We start from the raw sequence: 20,770 nt of genomic DNA, 5'->3' as shown, positions 1-20,770 counted from the left end.
CCATGATCCAAGGTGCACTGCCCTGCAACGTCTGCCAGCAACCGCTGCCAGAACCGATTTATCGCGCCGCGCCGCAAAGCTCGCTGTCTTCGCTGCGCCGTGCCATGGACGGCACGCTGGAAGTCTTCTGCTGTGCCGCGTGCGGCCATATCCAGACCGCCGAGCTGTGTGACAACGGCAGCTTCTACGACACCGAGTACGACATCCTCGTGGGCAGCGAGGAAGAAGACCAGATCTACGCGGTTGAGAACGGCCAGAAGATCTTCCGTGCCGACCACCAGGTCGCCACGTTCCAACGCAAGCTGGCCCTGCCGGAAGGCGCTCGGGTGGTCGACTTCGGCTGCGCAAAAAGCGCCACCATGCGCCTGCTGAAACAGCAGCGCCCCGACGTAAACGTCCACCTGTTCGATATCAGCGACCGCTACGTCGGTTTCTGGGAAAAATTCCTGAGCCCCGAACAATGGGCCACGTACACGATCCCGCCGGCATGGCAGCGTTCGTTCGATGTCGTCAGCTCGTTCTTCTCGCTCGAACACATCCCCGACCTGACGACCGCGCTGCGCAACATTCACAGCCTGCTGCGCGACGGCGGCCGCCTGTACGCCATCGTGCCAAACACGTTCACCAACTCGGTGGACTTTCTGGTGGCGGATCACGTCAACCATTTCACGCACACGTCGCTGCAGACGCTGCTTGCCAACCACGGGTTTGATCTGCTCGAGGCCGATGCGCACAGCCACCGTGGCGCGTTCGTCGTGACCGCCGCGCGCCGGCCTGGCGAGAGCAAAGTCGCGGCGGCGCTGGACGCACAGGAATTGGCCGACACGCAGAGCGCAGCCAACAAGCTGGCCAACTTCTGGCAGCAAGCCTCCAGCCATCTGACGGACTTTGAAACGCAGCACGGCAGTGCGCCCGCCGTCATTTACGGCGCCGGGTTCTATGGCGCCTACACCGCCAGCAACCTGCAACAGCCGCATGCCCTGCGCGCGTTTGTTGATCAGAACCCGTACCTGCAAGGGTCGTCCCTGGCGGGCAAGCCGGTGGTGGCGCTCGACAGCATTCCGGACGAAGTTGAAGTGGTGTACCTGGCCGTGAACCCGGTCATTGCCGATGAAGTGCGGCACACCGTGGAAGCCGCGTATCCGAATCGCTTCCGCTATTTCCGTTTCCAGCCATGATCGCGCGCGGTTCACTCGTCCTTCGGGAATGGCGCGAGAGCGACATCCCTCAACTGCTAACGCTGCGCAACGATGTGCCGACGCAGCTGCAACTCATGACGCGCCCGCGGCCGAACTCGGCTGCGAGCGTGCGCGACTGGCTGATCGCAAAATCGAAACAGAGCGACCTGGTGCTCTTTGTCATTGCCAGTCAGGCAGATGACAGCGTGCTGGGGTACCTGCAGTTGAACCACATCGATGCGGTCAACCGACACGCTTCGCTGGGCATCTGCCTGGCGTCGTCTGCGCAAGGCAAGGGCCATGGGCGTGCCGCGTGCGAAGCCGCGTTTGCCTACGCCAGCGAAACGCTGTGCCTGCGCAAGATCACGCTGGAAGTGCTGGCTGAAAACACACGCGCCATCGCGCTGTACGAGAAGCTCGACTTCCGCACCATCGGCACGTTGGCCGGCCACTACCTGCAAGACAACCGTTGGCATGACGTTGTCCTGATGGAACGGATGTTGTCGTCATGAAGGTCGTGATCACACAGCCGATGCTGTTCCCGTGGGTCGGTCTGCTTGAGCAGATCCTGCTGGCCGACGTGCTCGTCAATTACGCCGACGTGCAGTTCTCCAAGGGCAGCTTCACCAACCGCGTACAGATCAAGGAGCCGGCCGGCACGCGCTGGATGACGGTGCCGCTGGAGAAGTTCCACCTCGGCGCACGCATCGACGAAGTCAAACCCGCCACCAACGTTGACTGGCGAGCACAGCATCTGCGCATGCTGGAGCAGGCCTACGAGGCCGCGCCGCATGCAAGCGACATGCTGACGCTGGTGCGCTCCGTGTACGAAGCCGACTACGCCAACATGGGCGAACTGGCACTGGCATCCATGCGCGCGGTGTGCCGCTACCTGGGTATCGAGCTGGACCGCAAGTTTGTCGATTCGCCTGAACTGGACATTCCCGGCCGCAATACCGACCGTGTGCTCGCCATCGTGAAGAAGCTGCAAGGCGACACCTACATCACCGGACACGGCGCCAAAAACTACCTGGCCCACGCCGAGTTCGAGCAGCAAGGCGTTGCCGTCGAATACATGAATTACGCCATGCGGCCGTATCCGCAGTTGCATGGCGCGTTCACCCCGTTTGTCAGCAGCCTGGACCTGATTGCCAATCATGGCCCGGCCGGCAAGCAGTACATGTGCCCTCAGACCCTCCACTGGCGCGAGTTCATCCATGAGTGAAATCGAAGCAATCCAAACCGAAGCGCTGCAGGACATCGCGCCCGTAAAGCACGACGCGGTCATCCAGCAGGTTGCGCTGAGCGTCTGCATCCCGACCTACAACCGCGCCCGCTATCTCGAGAATCTGCTTGCAGAACTCGTCTCGCAGATCGGCGAACTGAAATTCAGCTACGAACTGCTGATCGGCGACAACTGCTCGACCGACGCGACGGAAGAGGTTGTGGGCCGCTATCAGGACAAGCTGAACATCCGGTATTTCCGCCGCCCGTCCAACTTGGGCTCGGCAGAAAACCTGAACCAGCTCTATCGCAGCGCGCAGGGCAAGTACGTGCTCTACCACGCCGATGACGACCTCCCGATCCTGGCCGAAATCAACAACAACATCGACATCTTCGAGCGCAACCCGGGCGTGGATGTCATCTTTGCGCCGTGGTTCATTCACGACTTGCCGACGCGGCAGGACGTCACCGCGTTCTATCGCCAGGACGACAACTACCTGATCGAGCAGCACGACTACGCCAAGCTGCTGGCACTGGTGTTGTCGCACCACCTCTTTCCGGAGATCTACCTGGCGCGCCGCGAGGTGATGGACCGCATCTACTTCAGCGCGCCGGAACCCGCGTTCTACGCCTTCGTGCACGCGGCCGAAATGCTCGGCTCCAGCGCGGTGTACTTCAGCAAGACGCCGTTCTATCGTTCGGTCTCGCGCTACTTTGCCGACGAGACCCGCGCCCAGGCCGGCAACGAAGAAGTGAAACACGCGTGGGACCGCTATCGCGGTGGCCTCGAATATCTGTTCGGCAAGTTCTCGCACACGCTGCCGGCCGCCGAGCGCCCCGAATGGCTGAACGCCATCAACCAGTTCGTGCTGGCGCGCATGAAGGTTGCGCTGCGCCTGCGCACGCATGAAGGCGGCAACTGGATCGACAACTACTACATCGCGAACCGCGTCCGCGCGCTGGGTGAAGTGTCCGATCTTCCCGCACCGTATGACCTGTACCGTGTCAACGCCGCGTTCGAATACGTGACCAAGCTCGACCCGTTCAAGCCCCAGCCGCCGAAGTACGCCACGCTGCGCCGCGCGCCGCTTCAGGTCTTCCACCACGCGCACGGCTTTGCCGACACGGAGTTCCTGGTGCTCGACGACGATGACGCCATTCCGCATCACACCATCGTCGTCACGCCGATCCCGATGCACATTGCGGTGCCGGTCGGCCGCGAAGTCCGCTTCGTGTCGGAACTCGAAACGCTCGCCAAATTCCCCTGAGTCACTGGTCACACCCACATGGATCTCTCCAACGCCCATTCCGTGGTCTCGCTGATGAACAGCGTGCTGGCGCCGTCCACTGTCGGCGGCAGCAGCGCCAGCGGCGAAACCGGCAAACCCAGCGTCGACTTCGGCTCCGTGCTGAAGTCGTCGCTGGACCGCGTCGACGCTTCACAGCAGAAGGCCGAATCCATTTCCCGCAGCTTTGAAATGGGCAACAACGACGTCGACCTGCACGACGTGATGCTCTCGCTGCAGAAGGCCAACATCGACATGCAGACGGCCGTACAGGTGCGCAACAAGCTGGTCTCGGCCTATCAAAGCATCATGAGCATGTCGATCTGAGATCACTCTCCCCTCCCCCTTTTTCCACGTTCGGGAAAAGGGTTTGCGGTCGCCCTTGCGATTTATATTGCACACAATATAATTGCATCATCGATTTCTGACATCGATCTCCCGGCCGACATGTCGCCGACCGGGTTTCCCAGCAAGAGGACCCGACCATGAAGACGCTTTACCAGACGCAAGTCACCGCTGAAGGCGGCCGTGCCGGCCATGTTCGCAGCGCCGACGGCACGCTCGACCTCCCCCTGTCGCTGCCGCGCGAACTCGGCGGCGCCGGCGGTGCCGCCACCAACCCTGAGCAACTGTTTGCCGCCGGTTACGCCGCCTGCTTTGAAAATGCAGTGCTGCATGTTGCACGTGCCAAGCAGATCAAGCTGGCGTCGACATCGGTCACGGCCACGGTCGGCATCGGCCCGCGCGAAGACGGCGGGTTTGCGTTGACGGTGTCGCTGGCGGCCACCCTGAGCGGCGTTGACCAGGCGACGGCGGAGGCGCTTGTGGCTGCCGCACATGGTGTATGCCCCTATTCGCATGCCGTCCGTGGCAATATTGACGTCCAATTGAACACGGTCACGCGCTGAGCCTCGCTTAGCCTTTTCAGGGCCGATGCGGCACTCGCCGCTCGGGCGCCAGACCGTCCCCCCGGGAGTTTTCCGTGAACGACGTGCTGGCGCTCGATCAGCAGCTCTGCTTTCCTTTGTATGCCGCCGGCCATCTGCTGACGCGCCTCTATCGGCCGCTGCTGGATGAGCTGGGCCTGACCTATCCGCAATACCTCGTGATGCTGGCGTGCTGGCAGCAGGCGCCGTGCGCCGTAGGTGACCTCGGCCGCACGCTGTACCTCGATACGGGTACGCTGACCCCGTTGCTCAAGCGCCTGGAAGAACAAGGCCTCGTCACCCGCACGCGCGATCCCGAGGATCAGCGCCGCGTCGTCATCGAGCTGACCGATGCCGGCCGCGGGCTGCGCGAGCGGGCGGCCAAAGTGCCCGAAGCCCTTGTCTGCAAGATTCCGCTGGAATTGGACGAGATTGGCGCCACGCGCAACGTGCTGCGCAAGCTGCTCGACGCGCTGGCTACGGCGGACGACCGCGAATGAGCGCACCGTCCGCTTCCGCCGATCTGGCGCTGGTTGTCATCGCCCGCAATGAGGCCGCCAGCATTGCGCGCTGCCTGCTCAGCGCCAAGCCGTTTGTCGATCGCATGGTGGTGCTGGATACGGGCTCGACCGACGACACCGTAGCCATTGCCCAGTCGTGCGGCGCGCTCGTCAGCCACATGGCCTGGACGAACGATTTCTCGGCCGCGCGCAACACCGCGCTGCAGGCTGCCAATGCCGACTGGAATCTCGTCCTCGATGCAGACGAATGGCTGGAGAGTGGCGGCCAGCACCTGCGCACACTCAGCGGCCGAGAGCCGTCCGTGGGCGTGGTGTGTGTGAAGAACGATACCGATGCAACCGAATCAACCAGCCAACTGATTGCGTGGATTCCGCGCCTGCTGCCGCGTGGCGTGCACTACACGGGGCGCATCCATGAACAGCCGGTGTCATCCTTTCCCGCGACGCGGGTGCCGATTGTGGTGCGCCACGACGGCTATACCGCGGCCAAGATGCAGAAGAAAGGCGAGCGCAATACGCAACTGCTGCTCGATGAACTCGCGCATCGGCCGGACGACCCATACGTGCTGTATCAGCTCGGCAAGGAAACCGAACTGCATCACGAAGACTACGCAAAGGCCGTGAATTACTACGCACGCGCCTTCAGCCTGGCGCCGCCTGATGCGCCCTACCGCCGCAACCTCGCGCTGCGCTATGTGTACAGCCTCGGCAAGGCCGACCGCGTTGAAGAGGCGCTCGCGCAAGGCGATGTCGCCATCCAGACGTGGCCGGACTTTCCTGATCTGTGCTTCGCGCTGGGATTGGTGTTGCTGGATGCGGCGGCCAAGCAGCCTGATGAAGCAGGCGCCCGGTGGCTACCGTTGGCAGAGCAGGTCTTCAACCGTTGCCTTGAGATCGGCGATCAACCGGAGATGGACGGCAGCGTCGTCGGCCGGGGCAGCTTCCTCGCTGCCCAGCAACTGGCGATCGTGTACCAGATGCAGAGTCACGCGCTCGCACGCAAGTCCGAGCACTATCTGACGCTGTCAAAACAGCTGCAGAACGCTTCGTCTCAATAACGCGCCATGCTGCCGTAAGCGTTGCTTGCGGTGGTGGCGCGGCGCGCCGTGTCGATGCGCTTCTGCAGGCGGTCCAGGCGCGGATACACCATGGCTCGCACGCGGGCGTCATCTTCCAGAATGCGCACGAGCAGCGTGCGCTTGCGCTCCACGTCTGCACGCGAGAGCTGCGGATGCGGCTCGGAACGGCGCAGCGCATCCACATAGGCGGCGCTCTCGCGTTCCAGCGTACTGACGACTTCCCAGTTACCCACTTCGGCCGCGCTGACCATTTCGGCGGTCAGGCGTGCGATGGCTTCGTAGCAGGTGAACAGACTTTCGCTGTCCTTGATCGGGATGTTGCGGTGCATATTGGCTCCAGTTGGGCCGAATTCAGTCAAAGGTCGCGTTCCTACAAACGACCGGCAATCAGCTCACAACGCTCAGATGGCTGTTCGCCGCGGCGGCAGCCGGTTGGCCGGTCTGGCCGATGGCGAGCCACGCATCCTGCAGCGGGACCAGCAAGGCGTCCACCTCTGCGAGGATTGTCAGATCGTTGTTGCCGTTGGCCACCAGCAGGCGGCGCAGCATGTAGTCGTACAGCGTGTTCAGTTGCACAGCGATGTCGCCGCCGCGCTGGTGATCGAGGCTGGCCTGCAGGCCCTGGCCGATGATCGAGATTGCCTTGTCAAACGCTCGCACCTTGGCCAGCACGTCGCCGCGCTGGATGGCGGCGCCGGCCAGGTTGATGGCGGCGCGCGCGCCTTCGAACAGCATGGCGATGAGGCGGTGCGGATTGGCGTCTACCACGGACGTCTCGATGCCGACTTGCGCATAGGCACCGATGGCACGGCGTGCAGCGTACATGGAAAAGGTCCTCGCTGTAGTCTGTTTTGTTTTGGGTTGTGCTCTAAACCTGAACCCGGCTTAGTTGCTGCTCGAAGTCTGCTTGGCAATGGCCGCGAGCTGCGTCGTCAGGTAATTACTGGTGTTCGTCATGCTCGCCACCGCTGCCGACAACGCGTTGAACTGCGTGTAGTACAGCGCCTGCTTGTTATCCAGCCGCGTCTGCATGGCGGTGATCTGGCTGGCAAGCGAAGTGAGCGAACTGTTGATCGCGTCCGTCTCGTTCTGCACCATGCCGCTGGACGACAGCAGGCCCGTCATCACCGTATTGAGCTGGGCGGCGTAACCGCGCTGCACCGTGACCGTGCCACGGGCGCCCAGCGGGCCGCCGGCCACCTGCACCGTCAAGCCGTCGGTTGCCGAACCGCTGACCCCATACAGGTTCTGCCCCGAACTGGTGGCAGCAACGCCGTTGATGGTGCCCTGCACATCCAGACCGTTGGTGGCCGTCGGGCTCGCGCCGAAGAGCGATGAAGCCCCCGCGCCTGATACCGACACCGCCGACACCGAGCCGAACTGGCTATCGGTCACGCTCAGCACGCCGCTGGCGTCAGCCGACACCGACGCAGTGACCTTGGCGCTCTGCAGCGTGGTCGATGCGTTGATCTGGCTCTGGATCTGCGCAGCCAGGGTCGCTGCGGTGTAGCTGCCGGCCGCCAACGTCACGTTGACGGACATGCCGCTGATGTTGAACGCGAGCGTGTCATTCACACCCGCCGTGATGGTCGTGTTGGCGGCGGCAGAACCCGTGAGCGTGCCCTGCGTGGCCAACTGCGTCACGTTGACGGCGTAGGTGCCGGCCTGCGTGGAATCCGAAAACGTCGGCACGCTGACGAGCGAATCGGTGGCCGTGCCGGTACCGGCAAACAAGCCCGCCACCTGGCTGGGCGACTTTGCAACCGCTGCCGACAGCTTGGTGTTGTCAACCGACAGCGTGCCGTCGGAATTCATCGTCACACCCACGCTGCCCAGCGACTGGTAATTGCCGTTGCCGACCGCCTGGCCCAGCACGTCGGTAATCTGGTTGATGAGCGTCTTGGTGCTCACATCGCCCGCCAGCGGGCCGTTGTTGGCGCTGTTGGCGGTGTCGATCTTGGTGAGCGAATTCAGTTGCGTGCGCAGCGCGTTGTAGCCGTTCACGAAGTTGGTGACGGCGGTGGTGGTGGCGGTCGGGTCGTTGCCCACCGTCACGTTGGTGCTGCCCGTCTTTGAGAGCGTGAACGATGTGCCGTCCACCACGTTCGACAACGTGTTGGTCGGGCTCTGCACGGCAATGCCGTTGATGGTGGCCAGGGCGTTCTGGCCCGTGGTCACCTCGGTCATGTTCTGCGTGCCGGCCGGGTCTTGCGAGAGCAGCGATTGCAGCGTCGAGTCGCCCGACACCGAAATCTTCATCTCCGAGCTGGAGCCGCCCGCAGTCGACGTCAGCACCAGACGGTACGGGCTGCCGCTGCCGTCGTTCACGATGCTGGCCGACACACCCAGGTTGGCCGAGTTGATCGCGTCACGGATGCCCGCCAGCGTGTTGTTGGAAGAATCGATCGTGATCGAGCCACCCGCCAGATTTCCGTTCTGCGTGAACGTCGAACCGGTGTACTTGCCACCGGAAAACGAGCCGCCCGACACCGAGCCGAACGAGAACGAAATCGTGGTCGATGCGCCGCTGCCGATGGCCGTCGTGGTGGAGGTCTGCCCCTGCGCCGCGAGCACCTGCGATTGCGCAAGCTGCGTGACGTTGACCGCGTAGGAACCCGCAGGCGCCGAGCCCGTCACCGACGCACTCAGCATTGAGCTGTCGTAGCCGCTGGCCTTCATGGCGCTGTAGTTCGACGCACTGGTCAGACTCGACAGCGCCGTCTGGAAGGTCGACAGCGCACTCTTGAGCGAACCAACGGCCGACAGCTGCGTCTGGTACGAGCTTTGCTGCGTCTGCAGTTGCGTCAGCGGCTGGCTTTCCACCTTCATGAGGCTGGACACCAGCGAATTGACATCGATGCTCGTCCCGATACCGGGAATGGAGATCGGCGGAACGTAGCTGCTGGTTGAGGAGGTGGTAGTGGTAGTCGCCATGATCGGGTCCGATAAGCATCTGCGCCGGCGGAAGTCTCTCTACACAACGGCACTGGCCGCAGCTTCTTTAGGGCAGGTTATGCAGGCGCCACCCACGAAAAAGTGGGGTATCCGACAAAAGAAAAAAGGCCGGCGCCCCGAGGAGCGCCGGCCCTTGGCCCAACCGCGAGGCGGCGAGGCTGCATCCAACTTACTGATTAACCCTTCAGCAGGCTCAGGATGCTGTTCGGTGCCGAGTTGGCTTGCGCCAGCATCGCCGTACCCGCTTGCTGCAGGATGTTCTGACGGGTCATGTTCGACGTTTCCGAAGCGTAGTCGGTATCGACCATGGCCGACTTTGCAGCCGACAGGGCGGTGTTCGACGAGGTCAGCGTGTTGATCGTCGAGCTCAGACCGCTTTGCTGTGCACCCAGGTCAGCGCGAGCTGCCTTCAGGCTGGCCAGGTCGGCGTCGATCTTGGCCTGGGCTGCCGTTGCGTTGGCGGTCGAGGTCACGCTCGTGCTCGACAGCGTACCGAAGCTGGCCAGGTTGGCGTTGGTCACGGTAGCGACGTCGGTCGACGAGTTTTGGCCGTATTGGAACGTGGTCGAGGTGACCGAGCCGTCGAACAGCTTGGCGCCGTTGTAGTTGGCGTTGGTCTCGATGTTCTTGTTGGCCGTGGCCAGCTGTTGGTATTCCTTGTCCAGGTTGGCCTGGTCGGTGGTCGACAGACCGCCATTGTTGGCTTCCACAGCCAGTTGGCGCATACGTTGCAGGTTGTTTTCAACCTGGCCCAGGTACGAGTCGGCCGTTTGCAGGTACGACTGTGCGTTGTTGGCGTTCTGGATACCTTGGGTTTGCGAGTTCAGCGTGGTCGTCAGGCTGGAAGCCACAGCGTAAGCAGCGGCATCGTCCTTCGCGCTGTTCACGCGCAGGCCGGTCGACAGACGTTGCAGCGACGTTTGCAGAGCGGACTGCGATTGCGACAGAGCTTGCTGCGTTTGCAGGGACGAGATGTTGGTATTGAGGCTGAGGGACATGACGGCTCCTAAGTTTCCCGATGGTTTGTTGCCCGTGTTTGCTAATTCCGGCTAGGCCGGGCAACGTGACCTGCAACTTGAAGGGGATCAGGTCTGCGTTGTACTCAGGTTATCGGTGGCCTCTGAGGAAAGTTTAGGGTCGCCTTGACAAATTTGTGCGTCGGCGGCGGTTTGGGCTTGCGGGCGCCTGACTTTAGGCACCCCTCCAAAAGAGGCGGTGAGCCTGCTTCTTGGCCTGCAGGCCCTCGGCTATACTCGATCGACCAGTCCATAGGCGCCAGCATCCTTCTCTATATAGAGCGCCACACAGTGCACAGATGGGGAGTTGCAAGCCCGCCGGGTCGGCCCAACAGCCTGCCGGCGGAAAGAAGAGCTCGATGCGAGCCCGCGTTTGACCCGCAACACCCACCATGCTCAATGTCCTGATCGTCGAACCGCACGATATTGCCCGTGTCGGCCTGCGCCAGATCCTCAAGGATTCGCGCCTGGCCCGGCAGATCGAGGCCGTGCCGGACCTGCGCGATGCCAATAACGACCTGCTCGCCCAGCGCGAGTGGGACGTCATGCTCTTTTCGGTGGAATCGGCCACCGGAGACGAATTCCAGACCATCAAGACCGTGCGCCAGCAGCATGCGCGCCTGGCCGTGCTGGCACTGGGCCGCCACCCTGAAGCGCTGCTTGCCGTCCGGGCGCTGAAGGCGGGCGCCGCCGGCTATCTGCCAATGGACGCGAGCCAGCCGCAGTTGCTGGCCGCCGTCAACGCCATCTCCAAGGGCAAGAAATACCTGCCTTCGGATCTTGTGGAAGTCCTGGCCGACAACCTGAACGTCGACTGGGACAAGCCCCGCCACGACATCCTATCCGACCGCGAATTCCAGACGCTGCGCATGCTGGGCTCCGGCCGCACGCTGGGCGAGATTGCCGAGGCACTGCAGATCAGCGTCAAGACGGTCAGCGTGTACCGGGGGCGCGTGCTCTCGAAAATGAAGCTGCGCAACAACGCCGAGCTGACCATGTACGTAGTCAGCAACGGCCTCCAACTCTAGGGTGCCCCGTAAAGCTACTGCGCACCCCGATCTTGGCCTTGCGATGCTCGCCGTACACGTGTACGGCTGCGCTTCTCACGCCAACCTCGGGGCGCTCGCTACGCTTTCCGGGGCACTCGATATTTATAGAAACCGGGGGACGCGCTCGCCGTAGCGGCGCGCGTTCTCGCGCACGAGATCCTGCACCGCCGTCGGCTCCAGTGGCCGCGTGAGCAGATAGCCCTGGAACTCGTCGCAGCCGACTTCCCGCAGGAATTCAAGCTGGCCGGTGGTCTCCACGCCTTCGGCCACGGTCTTCATGCCCATGGCCTGCGCCATCATGATGATGGCCCGCGTGATGGCCGCGCGTTCGGCCACGTGCGGCAGGTCTTGCACGAACGAACGGTCGATCTTCAACGTATCGATCGGGAAGCGGTGCAGGTACGACAGCGATGAATATCCGGTACCGAAATCGTCCAGCGCCAGCGATACGCCCATCGCGCGCAGCTCGGTCAGCAGCGCATGCAATGACGGATCGTCGCGAATCAGGATGCCTTCGGTCATCTCCAGTTCCACCGCGTTACCCGGCAAGCCGCTGGTCGATAGCGCACCACGCACCATCGCACTCAACTGCCCCGAGCTGAACGCCTGGCCCGAAAGGTTGATCGACATGCGCAGGTCTGGCAGCCCGATGCGGCGCCAGCGCGCAAGCTGGTCGCAGGCGGCGCGCAGAATCCAGCGGTCGATCTCGACGATCAGGCCGGTTTCTTCGGCGTCCTGGATGAACTGGCCGGGCATCATGCGGCCGAAATCGGCCGAGTTCCAGCGGATGAGCGCTTCCACGCCGACGATGCGGCCGCTGCGCACATCCACGCGCGGCTGGTAGTCGGCGTAGAACTCGTTGCGGTCGCTCGCACGCCGCAGGCCCGATTCAATGCGGAAGCGGCGCGAGACGCGATCGTCCAGGTCGCTCGTAAAGGTTTGGAAGTTGTTGCGGCCGCGCTCCTTTGCCAGGTACATGGCGGCATCGGCCTTGCGCAGCAGCGTGTTTGGGTCGTCGCCGTCGTGCGGCGCCACGGCAATCCCGATCGACACACCCAGGTACAGCTCCTGCCCCTCGATATGGAACGGCGCGCTGATGGCCGAGAGAATGCGCTCGGCCACGCGCCGCGTGCCCAGGCCATCAAGCGCTTCGAGCATGACGACAAATTCGTCGCCGCCCAGGCGCGCCACGGTGTCGGCTTCGCGCGCGCATGCCTGCAGGCGGGCCGCCACTTCGCGCAACAGCATGTCGCCAAACTGGTGGCCCAGCGTGTCGTTGACGTTCTTGAAACGATCGAGGTCGAGGAACATGACCGAGACGCGCGAGCGGTTACGGCGGGCAATCGCCAAAGCGTGCTCCAGGCGATCTTCCAGCGCGGAGCGGTTCAGCAACCCCGTCAGCGTGTCGTGCGTGGCCAGATGCCGGATGCGCTGCTGCGCTTCGCGGATCTGCGTGATGTCGACAAGCGACACCAGCACCGAATATGGCGTTGCACCGACCTCCGAAGCCCGCGGAGAGGCCGTCATCGAATGACCGCCATCGGCATACAGCGGCGTCCAGTTGCTCGAAACCCACACCGTGCGGCCATCCACGCAGTGCATCCCGAAAATCTGGTTCAGCTGCGGCTGCCCTTCGGCGATCACTTCTTGATCGGGCCAGTCGGCCTCGTGGATGGACGCGTCGAACTCGTCCACCGCGGCGTTGACGACCGTGGGCAGCAAACGCCCCACCAGGGCCTCCACCGGCAAACCCAGCAGCCGCGCGGCGCTCGGATTGGCGTAGGTGACGCGGCGGTCCGACCCACACACGAGGATGCCCTCTGTCAGCGCGTTGACCATCGACAGCAGATCCAGCTTCGGGCAGAAGCCCGGCGGCTCGCCGCGCGCAGGACAGTCGGCCGGCAAGCCATCGGCATCGACAAGCGCCAGGTCAATACGGGTGGAAAAGGGCAAGGAATTCAAGGCGGCTTCCGGCAAAACAATGCAGGTATGCAGGGCCGGACCATGCCGGCCTGTTCTTTCCTTACAACGGCAAGCGCGGGCAAATCTTTCGGACCAACGTCACTTTTGCGGTGCAAGAGGCGAACAGGGGTACCGGTCAGGCGCCCGGGACAACGTTACCCCCACACATAAAGAGCACTAAGAGTCACTTATAAAATCGTGCGGCTTTGCACCACACGTCGCAAACGCCCGAGATAAGCAGGATTGACCGCGTTTCTTGCTGGAATGAGCTGGACAGAGGTGGGGAAGAATGCCATCCGAGAACCCGACTCTGTGCTTTGCGTTGTTTTTTACGGTGTGTTGCGCGACGCGAGCCGGGAAAGCCCACCCCCCCTTAGTCCCCGAGTGATCCCCATGGCCGAAGCCGCTGCCGCCACTACCGCCCCCGCCCCAGCAAAGGGCGGCTCCACCAAGCTGCTGCTGATCATCCTGATCGTGCTCCTGCTCGTCGGCATGGGCGGCGGTGCCGCCTGGTTCTTCCTCGGAGGCGGCAATCACGCCGCATCCGGCCCCGCCGCACCGCCCAAGCCCAAAGAGCCGGTGTTCGTGGCCATGGAAACCCTGACCGTCAACCTGCAGCCCGAAGAAGGCAACGACCGTTACCTGCAGATCGGCATCACGTTCAAGAGCTTTGACAAGCATGCCGAAGAAGAGATCAAGACCTATACGCCCGAGCTGCGCAGCAAGGTCCTGATGCTCCTGGCCAGCAAGACCCCTACCGAGCTGTATCCGGCGGACGGCAAGGTCAAGCTGGCCAAGGAAATCGTTGAACTGTGCGAACACGTCTTCAAGGCTGTCGGCAAGGAATCGCCCGTGGCAGACGTCTTGTTCACCAACTTTGTGATTCAGTGACATGCTCAAGGAAGAGTTTCTTTCCCAGGAGGAAATCGACGCGCTCCTGAAGGGCGTGTCCGATGACGCGGACGACGACCCCGTCGAAGCCGCCGATCCCTCGGGCATACGCTCGTACAACCTGGGCTCGCAGGAGCGCATCGTCCGTGGGCGCATGCCCACGCTGGAAATCATCAACGAGCGGTTCGCGCGCAACTGGCGCATCGGGCTGTTCAACTTCATGCGGCGCAACGCGGAGATCTCCGTCGGGCCGGTGAAGGTGCAGAAGTACAGCGAGTTCATCCGCAACCTGGTGGTGCCGACCTCGCTCAACCTTGTGCACGTCAAGCCGCTGCGCGGCACGGCGCTGTTCGTGTTCGACCCCAACCTGATCTTCCTGGTGGTCGACAACCTGTTCGGTGGCGACGGCCGCTTCCACATGCGCGTGGAAGGCCGGGACTTTACCGATGTGGAGCAGCGCATCATCCAGCGCATGCTGCAGCTCGTGTTCGAGCACTACGCCAAGGCGTGGCAGCCGGTCTACCCGATCGATTTCGAATTCCTGCGCATGGAAATGCACACCGAGTTCGCCAACGTGGCCACGCCCAATGAAGTGGTGGTCACCACCAGCTTCAGCATCGAGCTGGGCAACAACGGCGGCGACGTGCACATCTGCATGCCCTACACGATGATCGAGCCGATCCGCGACCGGCTCACATCGGCCATCCAAGGCGAAGCGCTGGAAGTGGACAAGCGCTGGCTGCGGCTGCTGTCGCAACAGGTGCAGACCGCCGAGGTGGAGCTGATTGCCGACCTCGCCACGGCCAAAGTGCAGGTGTCCGACATCCTGAACATGAAGGTGGGCGACGTCATTCCGCTGGAGCTGGATGACAGCGTGACCGCCAAGGTAGACGGCGTGCCCGTCATGGAATGCAACTACGGCACGTTCAACGGCCAATACGCGCTGCGGGTCAACCGCATGCTGAATATGAGCGGCAGCGACGCTGCCACGGAGTCTGACGATGACAACTGAACCGACCATGAACCCCGAAGCCAACGCCGACGACATCGATGTCGAGATGACGATGGAAGAGGCCATGGCCCTGGAAGCCGCGCAGCGTGCTGCGGCAAACCCGCCGGCCGCTGCGCCCGCCGCCGCCGAATCCAGCCCGGTGTTCAAGCCCCTGACGGCCGACGGCCTGGGCGGTGCCCAGCGCAATGACATCGACATGATCCTGGACATCCCCGTGCAGTTGACGGTGGAGCTGGGCCGCACCAAGGTGCCCATCAAGAACCTGCTGCAGCTTGCGCAAGGTTCAGTGGTGGAACTCGACGCACTGGCCGGTGAACCGATGGATGTACTTGTCAACGGCTACTTGATCGCCCAAGGTGAAGTGGTGGTGGTCAACGAGAAGTTCGGTATCCGCCTCACCGACATCATTACGCCGTCGGAGCGGATCCGTAAGTTGAACCGATAAGCCATACACGCGCGCCGTCCATCGGCACCCTGACAGCAACCAGTGCTCCCCCCGGGCAAGGTGTTGAAATGAACCATGCAGTTGATTGGGCCCGCACCCTAGGCGGGCTGTTTGTAGTGTTGGCGATGATCGTGGCGGCCGGCTGGCTGCTGCGCCGTCTGCAGCAGCGCGCGGGCATGGGCCCCGGCGGTTTAGGCCGGCGCCGCAGTCAGGTGATCACCGTGGTCGCACAGCAAATGCTGGGCGCCCGCGAGAAGGTCGTCGTCGTCGATGTGGAAGGCACATGGCTCGTGCTGGGCGTCACGCAGCAGCACGTGCAGACGCTCCACACGCTGCCGCGCCCTGCCGAAGTCGCTTCCACGCCGGACGACCCGTCCGGCGACGGCACTTCCGGCTCCGGCAAGCCGCCCCGCTTTGCCGACGCGCTGTCCATCCAGCTCAAGCGTCACCTGACGGGAAAGTCGGAATGAACGCGCGCACCTTCTTCCGCTGCCTGATTGCCCTGGCGCTGCTGGGCGCCGCGCCCGCCGTGTTCGCCCAGTCGCAACCCGGTCTGCCGCTGCTCACGGGCACCGCCGGCGGCCAAAGCTATTCGCTGCCCGTCCAGACGCTGGTCTTCCTGACGTCGCTCGGGTTTCTGCCGGCCATCATCCTGATGATGAGCAGCTTCACGCGCATCATCATCGTGCTGTCGCTGCTGCGCCATGCGCTAGGCACACAAACCACGCCGCCCAACCAGGTGCTGATCGGGCTGGCGCTGTTCCTCACGTTCTTCGTCATGTCGCCGGTGCTCGACAAGGTCTACACCGACGCCTACGTGCCGCTGCGTGACAACAAGATCACCGTCGAGCAGGCCATGGACACCGCCGCCACGCCGCTGCGCCAGTTCATGCTCAAGCAGACGCGCGAGCCGGACCTCGCCCTGTTCGTCAAGATGGGCAACATGCCGGCCATTGCCTCGCCCGAGCAAACGCCCATGCGTGCGCTCATCCCGGCCTTCGTCACGAGCGAGCTGAAAAGCGCGTTCCAGATCGGGTTTGCCATCTTCATTCCGTTCCTGGTAATCGACATCGTGGTGGCGGCCGTGCTGATGTCGATGGGGATGATGATGGTCACGCCGTCGATCTTCTCGCTTCCGTTCAAGATCATGCTGTTCGTGCTGGTGGATGGCTGGCACCTGCTGCTGGGCTCGCTGGCGCAGAGCTTTGTGCAATAAGCGCCGATAGGAAACCGACATGACACCCGAATACGTTCTGGACATGGCCCGTCAGGCCATGCAGGTCGCCATGATGGTGGGCGCGCCGATGTTGCTGGTGTCGCTCGTCGTCGGTCTGCTGGTGGCCGTGTTCCAGGCCGCCACGCAGCTCAACGAGCAGACGCTGTCGTTCATCCCCAAGCTGCTGGCCGTGGCTGCCACGATGGTGCTCGCTGGCCCGTGGATCGTCGCCGTGATCGTCGACTACACGCGCGGCGTGCTGACCAATATCCCCAACTACGTCAACTAACGCGACGTAGCGCGCAGGGCACCGACACCGATGATCCAATTCACCGCCACGCAGCTCAACGGCTGGATCGCCATGTACTGGTGGCCGCTGGTGCGCGTGCTCGCGTTCATCGCCATTGCGCCCCCGTTTGCCAATACCGAGATCCCGACGTCGATCAAGGTGGCATTCGGCGTGGTCATCACGGTGGCGCTGGCGCCCATGCTGCCGGTGCCCGCAGGCGTGTCGGTGGGCTCGTACGAAGGGCTGTGGATCACGCTGGTGCAGGTGTTGATCGGGCTGGCGCTGGGCTTTTGCGTGCAGCTCGTATTCTCGGCCATCAGCGGTGCCGGCGAGGTGATGTCGGTGCAGATGGGCCTGGGCTTTGCGTCCCTGCTCGACCCGACGCAAACCGAGAGCAGCATGCTGCTTGGCCGCTTCCTCAGCCTCACGGCCGTCACGGCGTTCATTGCCGGCGACGGCCATCTCGTACTGCTGCACGCCCTGTTCGACAGCTTTACCGCCCTGCCCGTCTCGGCGGCGCCGCTGGGCAACCCGGGCTGGCAAACGCTGGCCGGCGGCGGCACGATCGTCTTTGCGCTGGCCCTGCGCATCGCCCTGCCCATCATCGCGATCATGATGATCGTCAACCTTGGCTTTGCCGTGCTCTCGCGCACGGCACAGGCGCTCAACCCGTTTGCGGTCGGCATCGCCGCCACGCTGGTGGTGGGGCTGATGCTCGTCATGGTGATGATGACGTCGCTGGCGCCGGTGGTGGAGCGGTCTGTGATGGATGCGCTGGACTTGGGTGGGCGGGCGTTCAGCGAGTTCAGTACGCTGCCTCGATAGGCACCGCGCGCCAGCAGCAATACCTGCCGCGCGTGCGATGATCGCGGTATTCCGCCGACCGATCTTCAAGGGAGTCTCACCACATGAGCCGCCGCGTTCTTGTGACGGGTGCCAGCCGCGGCATTGGCCGCGCCATCGCCTACCAATTGGCCTCCGACGGGTTTGACGTGTCCGTGCATTGCCGCAGCGGCCGTGCCGAGGCCGAAGCCATCGTTGCCGACATCCAAGCCAAAAACGGCAGCGCTCGCGTGTTGCAATTCGACGTGCGCGACCGCGCCGCATGCCGCACCGAGCTTGACGCCGACGTGGAAGCCCACGGCGCCTACTACGGCATCGTCCTGTGTGCCGGCGTCACCCGCGACGCCGCCTTCCCTGCCCTGACCGACGAAGACTGGGACATCGTTCTCGAGACCGGCCTGGATGGCTTCTACAACGTCGTCCATCCGCTCACCATGCCGATGGTGCGTTCACGCAAGGGAGGGCGCATCGTCACCATCGCATCTGTCTCTGGGGTGATGGGCAATCGCGGGCAGGTGAACTACAGCGCTGCCAAGGCCGGGCTGATCGGCGCAACCAAGGCGCTGGCCGTCGAACTGGCGTCGCGCAAGATCACCGTCAACTGTGTGGCACCAGGCCTGATTGAAACCGACATGCTGGCCCACATGGAACACATCGACCAAGCCCTGCAAGCCGTGCCGATGCAACGTGTCGGCCAACCCGCAGAGGTGGCTTCCGTGGTCGCCTTCCTGATGTCGGATGCAGCGTCGTATGTGACGCGACAAGTGATCGGCGTAAACGGAGGCATGATCTGATGACCGCTGAAGCAACACACGTCGACGTCGCCATCATCGGCGCCGGCCCCTCCGGTGCTGTTGCTGCGGCCTTGCTGCGAAAGGCGGGCCACAACGTGCTGGTGCTCGAACGCCAGCAATTCCCGCGCTTCTCCATTGGAGAAAGCTTGCTGCCTCAAAGCATGGCCTACCTTGAAGCGGCAGGCATGCTGCAGGCCGTTGTGGAAGCAGGATTCCAGTACAAGAACGGGGCGTATTTCGTACATCAGGACAAGCACGCCTCCTTCGATTTCCGAGACAAGCATTCAGCGGGCTGGGGCACGACGTATCAGGTCGAACGCGCGGTGTTTGACCAGACGCTGATCCGGTGTGCGGCCGAGCAGGGCGCGGAGGTTCGCTTTGGCCACACCGTACGCTCCATGCATCCTGGCGATGCACCTGTGCTGGAAGTGGAAGACGAAGCCGGGGTCGCTTACGCCGTTCATGCCCGCTTGGTACTGGACGCAAGCGGCTTTGGCCGCGTGCTACCACGCCTGCTGAATCTTGAAGCGCCGACCCGCATGCCAACGCGTGCAGCGCTCTTCACGCACGTGCGCGACGCCTTACCGGCCGGCAGTACCGATCGCGACAAGATCTGCATCGCTGTCCACCCGGAGCGGCGCGATGTCTGGTATTGGATGATCCCGCTGGCCAACGGTCGCTCTTCAGTCGGCTGCGTAGCCGAAGCGAGTTTTCTCGACGTACCGGAGGCAGAACGCGAAGCGACGTTGCGCAAACTGATCCGGGCCGAACCCAATATCGCAGCGCTGATCGGCGATGCGCCGTTTCTCATGCCCGTGCGCCAGATTGGGGGCTACGCCGCCAACGTGGAGCGTCTCTACGGGCCGGGCTATGCGTTGCTGGGCAATGCTGGCGAGTTCCTGGACCCGGTGTTCTCGTCAGGCGTAACGATTGCATTGCGCTCGGCGGACCTGGCGGCGCGCGTCCTCGTACGCCAACTGAACGGCGAAACCGTCGATTGGCTTGCTGATTACGACAAGCCGCTGCGCAAAGGCGTCGATACGTTCCGCGCTTTCGTTGATCGGTGGTACTCGGGCGAGTTACAGGACATCATTTTCCACCCGCGCCATTCGCCGGGCATCCGCCGCATGATCAGCGCCATCCTGGCGGGCTACGCCTGGGACGAAACGAATCCGTTTGTGGTCAATCCAGAGCGGCGTCTGAATACGCTGCACGAGGTATGCCGGCGGGAAATGACCTGACGGAGGCGCCGCGCGCGGGCCGATGCAGCCCTGGCCCGCTTACCGCCTGCGCGCCAACAAATCATCCACCACCGGCACAACGGCCAGCAGCATCAGGATGGATGCCAGCGGAATCGTGGCGGCATAACCCAGATACTTGAAGCCCAACGCGCCCGCCACGCCGCCCACGAAGAACATCCCCAGCAACGACGCCAGCAGTCGCAGCTTGGGCCGATTGGCCACGACGGCCGGCAGGTTGCGGTGCCCGTGGTTCCAGTAGAGCGCCTTGCCGACTTCGATGCCGATGTCGGTGGCCAGGCCGGTCACGTGCGTGGTACGGATCTCGGCTTTCGAAATCTTGGTGATGATGGCGTTCTGCAGCCCCATCAGGAAGCACAGCAGTGCCACGGTGGCCGGCACGAACACGACCCGGTATTGCCCCAGCGATGTGCCCATCAAGCCGAACAGCAACAGCAGCGCGGCTTCGAGCATGAGCGGCAACGCGAATTCGCTCTGCGTGCTGCGCCGGCGGCCCCAGTTGACGAGCACCGCCGTGCAGGCGGCACCACAAAGGAATGCCAGCAGCGAAGCGAATCCGGCGAGCACGAGGACGATATCGCCCAGCACGAGCGCGTCGGCCATCGTCGAGACGATGCCAGACATGTGCGAGGTGTATTGCTTGACGGCGAGAAATCCGCCTGCGTTGGCGGCGCCCGCCACGAAGGCCAGCGACTGACCGAGGCGCCGGTTGGCGTCCTCTGAGCGTTCTGGGCTGGTCAGGCGGCGAAGATACTGGATGGGCATGACCAGTCCTGACGGTAGGTGAGCCGACATGATACGCCGCGCCACCCCACCGTCTGCCCG

At 63.3% G+C, this 20,770-nt stretch carries 24 protein-coding genes; 18 read left to right on the top strand and 6 right to left on the bottom strand.

Translation table 11 applies throughout. The annotated features are described in order from the left end of the window. Positions 1 to 2: 2 nt before the first annotated feature. The 8 genes from ACTJK4_RS13025 to ACTJK4_RS12990 all read left to right on the top strand — a co-directional run bounded on the left by ACTJK4_RS13025 (position 3) and on the right by ACTJK4_RS12990 (position 6,193). The gene (locus ACTJK4_RS13025) at positions 3 to 1,178 is read left to right on the top strand and encodes a class I SAM-dependent methyltransferase (protein WP_440818087.1); all 1,176 of its coding nucleotides are present in this window, start codon (positions 3 to 5) and stop codon (positions 1,176 to 1,178) included. Beyond that, positions 1,175 to 1,690, top strand: coding sequence for a GNAT family N-acetyltransferase (locus ACTJK4_RS13020; RefSeq protein ID WP_433868276.1), 516 nt, complete (start codon positions 1,175 to 1,177; stop codon positions 1,688 to 1,690). Before ACTJK4_RS13025 ends, ACTJK4_RS13020 begins: the two co-directional genes overlap by 4 nt. Further along, positions 1,687 to 2,403, top strand: a complete 717-nt coding sequence (locus ACTJK4_RS13015) for a WbqC family protein (RefSeq protein ID WP_440818086.1) — start codon at positions 1,687 to 1,689, stop codon at positions 2,401 to 2,403. The genes ACTJK4_RS13020 and ACTJK4_RS13015 overlap by 4 nt, the downstream gene beginning before the upstream one ends. Further along, positions 2,396 to 3,670 (top strand): glycosyltransferase family 2 protein, encoded by a 1,275-nt coding sequence (locus tag ACTJK4_RS13010; protein ID WP_440818085.1) that lies wholly within the window; start codon positions 2,396 to 2,398, stop codon positions 3,668 to 3,670. Before ACTJK4_RS13015 ends, ACTJK4_RS13010 begins: the two co-directional genes overlap by 8 nt. A gap of 18 nt (positions 3,671 to 3,688) precedes the next feature. Next, positions 3,689 to 4,015: a flagellar hook-basal body complex protein FliE gene (fliE, locus tag ACTJK4_RS13005; protein ID WP_232039046.1), complete on the top strand. Its 327-nt coding sequence runs from the start codon at positions 3,689 to 3,691 to the stop codon at positions 4,013 to 4,015. Positions 4,016 to 4,173: 158 nt separating this feature from the next. Next, complete coding sequence (locus tag ACTJK4_RS13000; RefSeq protein ID WP_232039045.1) at positions 4,174 to 4,596, top strand: organic hydroperoxide resistance protein; 423 nt, start codon at positions 4,174 to 4,176, stop codon at positions 4,594 to 4,596. Positions 4,597 to 4,670: 74 nt separating this feature from the next. Next, the gene (locus tag ACTJK4_RS12995) at positions 4,671 to 5,114 is read left to right on the top strand and encodes a MarR family winged helix-turn-helix transcriptional regulator (protein ID WP_433868278.1); all 444 of its coding nucleotides are present in this window, start codon (positions 4,671 to 4,673) and stop codon (positions 5,112 to 5,114) included. Continuing rightward, positions 5,111 to 6,193 carry a glycosyltransferase gene (locus ACTJK4_RS12990; RefSeq protein ID WP_440818084.1) on the top strand — a complete coding sequence of 361 codons (1,083 nt, stop codon included), beginning with the start codon at positions 5,111 to 5,113 and terminating at the stop codon, positions 6,191 to 6,193. Before ACTJK4_RS12995 ends, ACTJK4_RS12990 begins: the two co-directional genes overlap by 4 nt. On the opposite strand, the gene ACTJK4_RS12985 is transcribed toward ACTJK4_RS12990, so the two are convergent. From ACTJK4_RS12985 to ACTJK4_RS12970, 4 genes are all read right to left on the bottom strand, one after another. Next, positions 6,187 to 6,543: a flagellar protein FliT gene (locus ACTJK4_RS12985; RefSeq protein ID WP_027679883.1), complete on the bottom strand. Its 357-nt coding sequence runs from the start codon at positions 6,541 to 6,543 to the stop codon at positions 6,187 to 6,189. The genes ACTJK4_RS12990 and ACTJK4_RS12985 overlap by 7 nt on opposite strands. Positions 6,544 to 6,601: 58 nt before the next feature. Beyond that, the gene (gene fliS, locus ACTJK4_RS12980) at positions 6,602 to 7,039 is read right to left on the bottom strand and encodes a flagellar export chaperone FliS (protein ID WP_232039042.1); all 438 of its coding nucleotides are present in this window, start codon (positions 7,037 to 7,039) and stop codon (positions 6,602 to 6,604) included. Between the two features lie 60 nt (positions 7,040 to 7,099). Then, complete coding sequence (fliD, locus tag ACTJK4_RS12975) at positions 7,100 to 9,148, bottom strand: flagellar filament capping protein FliD (RefSeq protein ID WP_440818083.1); 2,049 nt, start codon at positions 9,146 to 9,148, stop codon at positions 7,100 to 7,102. Between the two features lie 197 nt (positions 9,149 to 9,345). Then, positions 9,346 to 10,167, bottom strand: a complete 822-nt coding sequence (locus tag ACTJK4_RS12970; RefSeq protein WP_027679880.1) for a flagellin N-terminal helical domain-containing protein — start codon at positions 10,165 to 10,167, stop codon at positions 9,346 to 9,348. A 410-nt stretch (positions 10,168 to 10,577) separates the two neighbouring features. Between ACTJK4_RS12970 and ACTJK4_RS12965 the strand changes: the two genes are divergently transcribed. Further along, on the top strand, positions 10,578 to 11,213 hold the full coding sequence (locus tag ACTJK4_RS12965; protein WP_024977602.1) for a LuxR C-terminal-related transcriptional regulator: 636 nt from the start codon (positions 10,578 to 10,580) through the stop codon (positions 11,211 to 11,213). Between the two features lie 123 nt (positions 11,214 to 11,336). Here ACTJK4_RS12965 and ACTJK4_RS12960 read toward each other — a convergent pair whose 3' ends face one another. Beyond that, a complete protein-coding gene (locus ACTJK4_RS12960) occupies positions 11,337 to 13,073 on the bottom strand; it encodes a sensor domain-containing protein (protein WP_232040234.1) in 1,737 nt (578 codons plus the stop codon). A 516-nt stretch (positions 13,074 to 13,589) separates the two neighbouring features. Here ACTJK4_RS12960 and fliL point away from each other — a divergent pair. The 9 genes from fliL to ACTJK4_RS12915 all read left to right on the top strand — a co-directional run bounded on the left by fliL (position 13,590) and on the right by ACTJK4_RS12915 (position 19,927). Next, positions 13,590 to 14,087 (top strand): flagellar basal body-associated protein FliL, encoded by a 498-nt coding sequence (gene fliL, locus ACTJK4_RS12955; protein WP_024542098.1) that lies wholly within the window; start codon positions 13,590 to 13,592, stop codon positions 14,085 to 14,087. Between the two features lies 1 nt (position 14,088). Then, a complete protein-coding gene (gene fliM / locus ACTJK4_RS12950; protein WP_232039039.1) occupies positions 14,089 to 15,099 on the top strand; it encodes a flagellar motor switch protein FliM in 1,011 nt (336 codons plus the stop codon). Next, a complete protein-coding gene (gene fliN / locus ACTJK4_RS12945; protein ID WP_004631438.1) occupies positions 15,089 to 15,544 on the top strand; it encodes a flagellar motor switch protein FliN in 456 nt (151 codons plus the stop codon). Before fliM ends, fliN begins: the two co-directional genes overlap by 11 nt. Positions 15,545 to 15,612: 68 nt before the next feature. After that, positions 15,613 to 16,014 carry a flagellar biosynthetic protein FliO gene (fliO, locus tag ACTJK4_RS12940; protein ID WP_232039038.1) on the top strand — a complete coding sequence of 134 codons (402 nt, stop codon included), beginning with the start codon at positions 15,613 to 15,615 and terminating at the stop codon, positions 16,012 to 16,014. After that, positions 16,011 to 16,760, top strand: a complete 750-nt coding sequence (gene fliP / locus ACTJK4_RS12935) for a flagellar type III secretion system pore protein FliP (RefSeq protein ID WP_232039037.1) — start codon at positions 16,011 to 16,013, stop codon at positions 16,758 to 16,760. Before fliO ends, fliP begins: the two co-directional genes overlap by 4 nt. Positions 16,761 to 16,779: 19 nt before the next feature. Continuing rightward, positions 16,780 to 17,049: a flagellar biosynthesis protein FliQ gene (fliQ, locus tag ACTJK4_RS12930; RefSeq protein ID WP_004631435.1), complete on the top strand. Its 270-nt coding sequence runs from the start codon at positions 16,780 to 16,782 to the stop codon at positions 17,047 to 17,049. A gap of 30 nt (positions 17,050 to 17,079) precedes the next feature. Continuing rightward, entirely contained in the window at positions 17,080 to 17,874 is a 795-nt protein-coding gene (gene fliR / locus ACTJK4_RS12925) for a flagellar biosynthetic protein FliR (protein WP_232039036.1), read from the top strand. An 83-nt stretch (positions 17,875 to 17,957) separates the two neighbouring features. Beyond that, a complete protein-coding gene (locus tag ACTJK4_RS12920) occupies positions 17,958 to 18,686 on the top strand; it encodes a 3-ketoacyl-ACP reductase FabG2 (protein WP_440818082.1) in 729 nt (242 codons plus the stop codon). Beyond that, the gene (locus ACTJK4_RS12915) at positions 18,686 to 19,927 is read left to right on the top strand and encodes an NAD(P)/FAD-dependent oxidoreductase (protein WP_440818081.1); all 1,242 of its coding nucleotides are present in this window, start codon (positions 18,686 to 18,688) and stop codon (positions 19,925 to 19,927) included. Before ACTJK4_RS12920 ends, ACTJK4_RS12915 begins: the two co-directional genes overlap by 1 nt. A gap of 39 nt (positions 19,928 to 19,966) precedes the next feature. On the opposite strand, the gene ACTJK4_RS12910 is transcribed toward ACTJK4_RS12915, so the two are convergent. Next, positions 19,967 to 20,710 (bottom strand): YoaK family protein, encoded by a 744-nt coding sequence (locus ACTJK4_RS12910; RefSeq protein ID WP_232039033.1) that lies wholly within the window; start codon positions 20,708 to 20,710, stop codon positions 19,967 to 19,969. Positions 20,711 to 20,770: the final 60 nt, after the last annotated feature.

Source organism: Ralstonia sp. 22111, from assembly GCF_052045895.1.
Classification (GTDB): Bacteria; Pseudomonadota; Gammaproteobacteria; order Burkholderiales; family Burkholderiaceae; genus Ralstonia; species Ralstonia wenshanensis.
The sequence above is the reverse complement of the archived record's forward strand: the minus strand, read 5'-3'. Positions and strand labels throughout refer to the sequence as shown.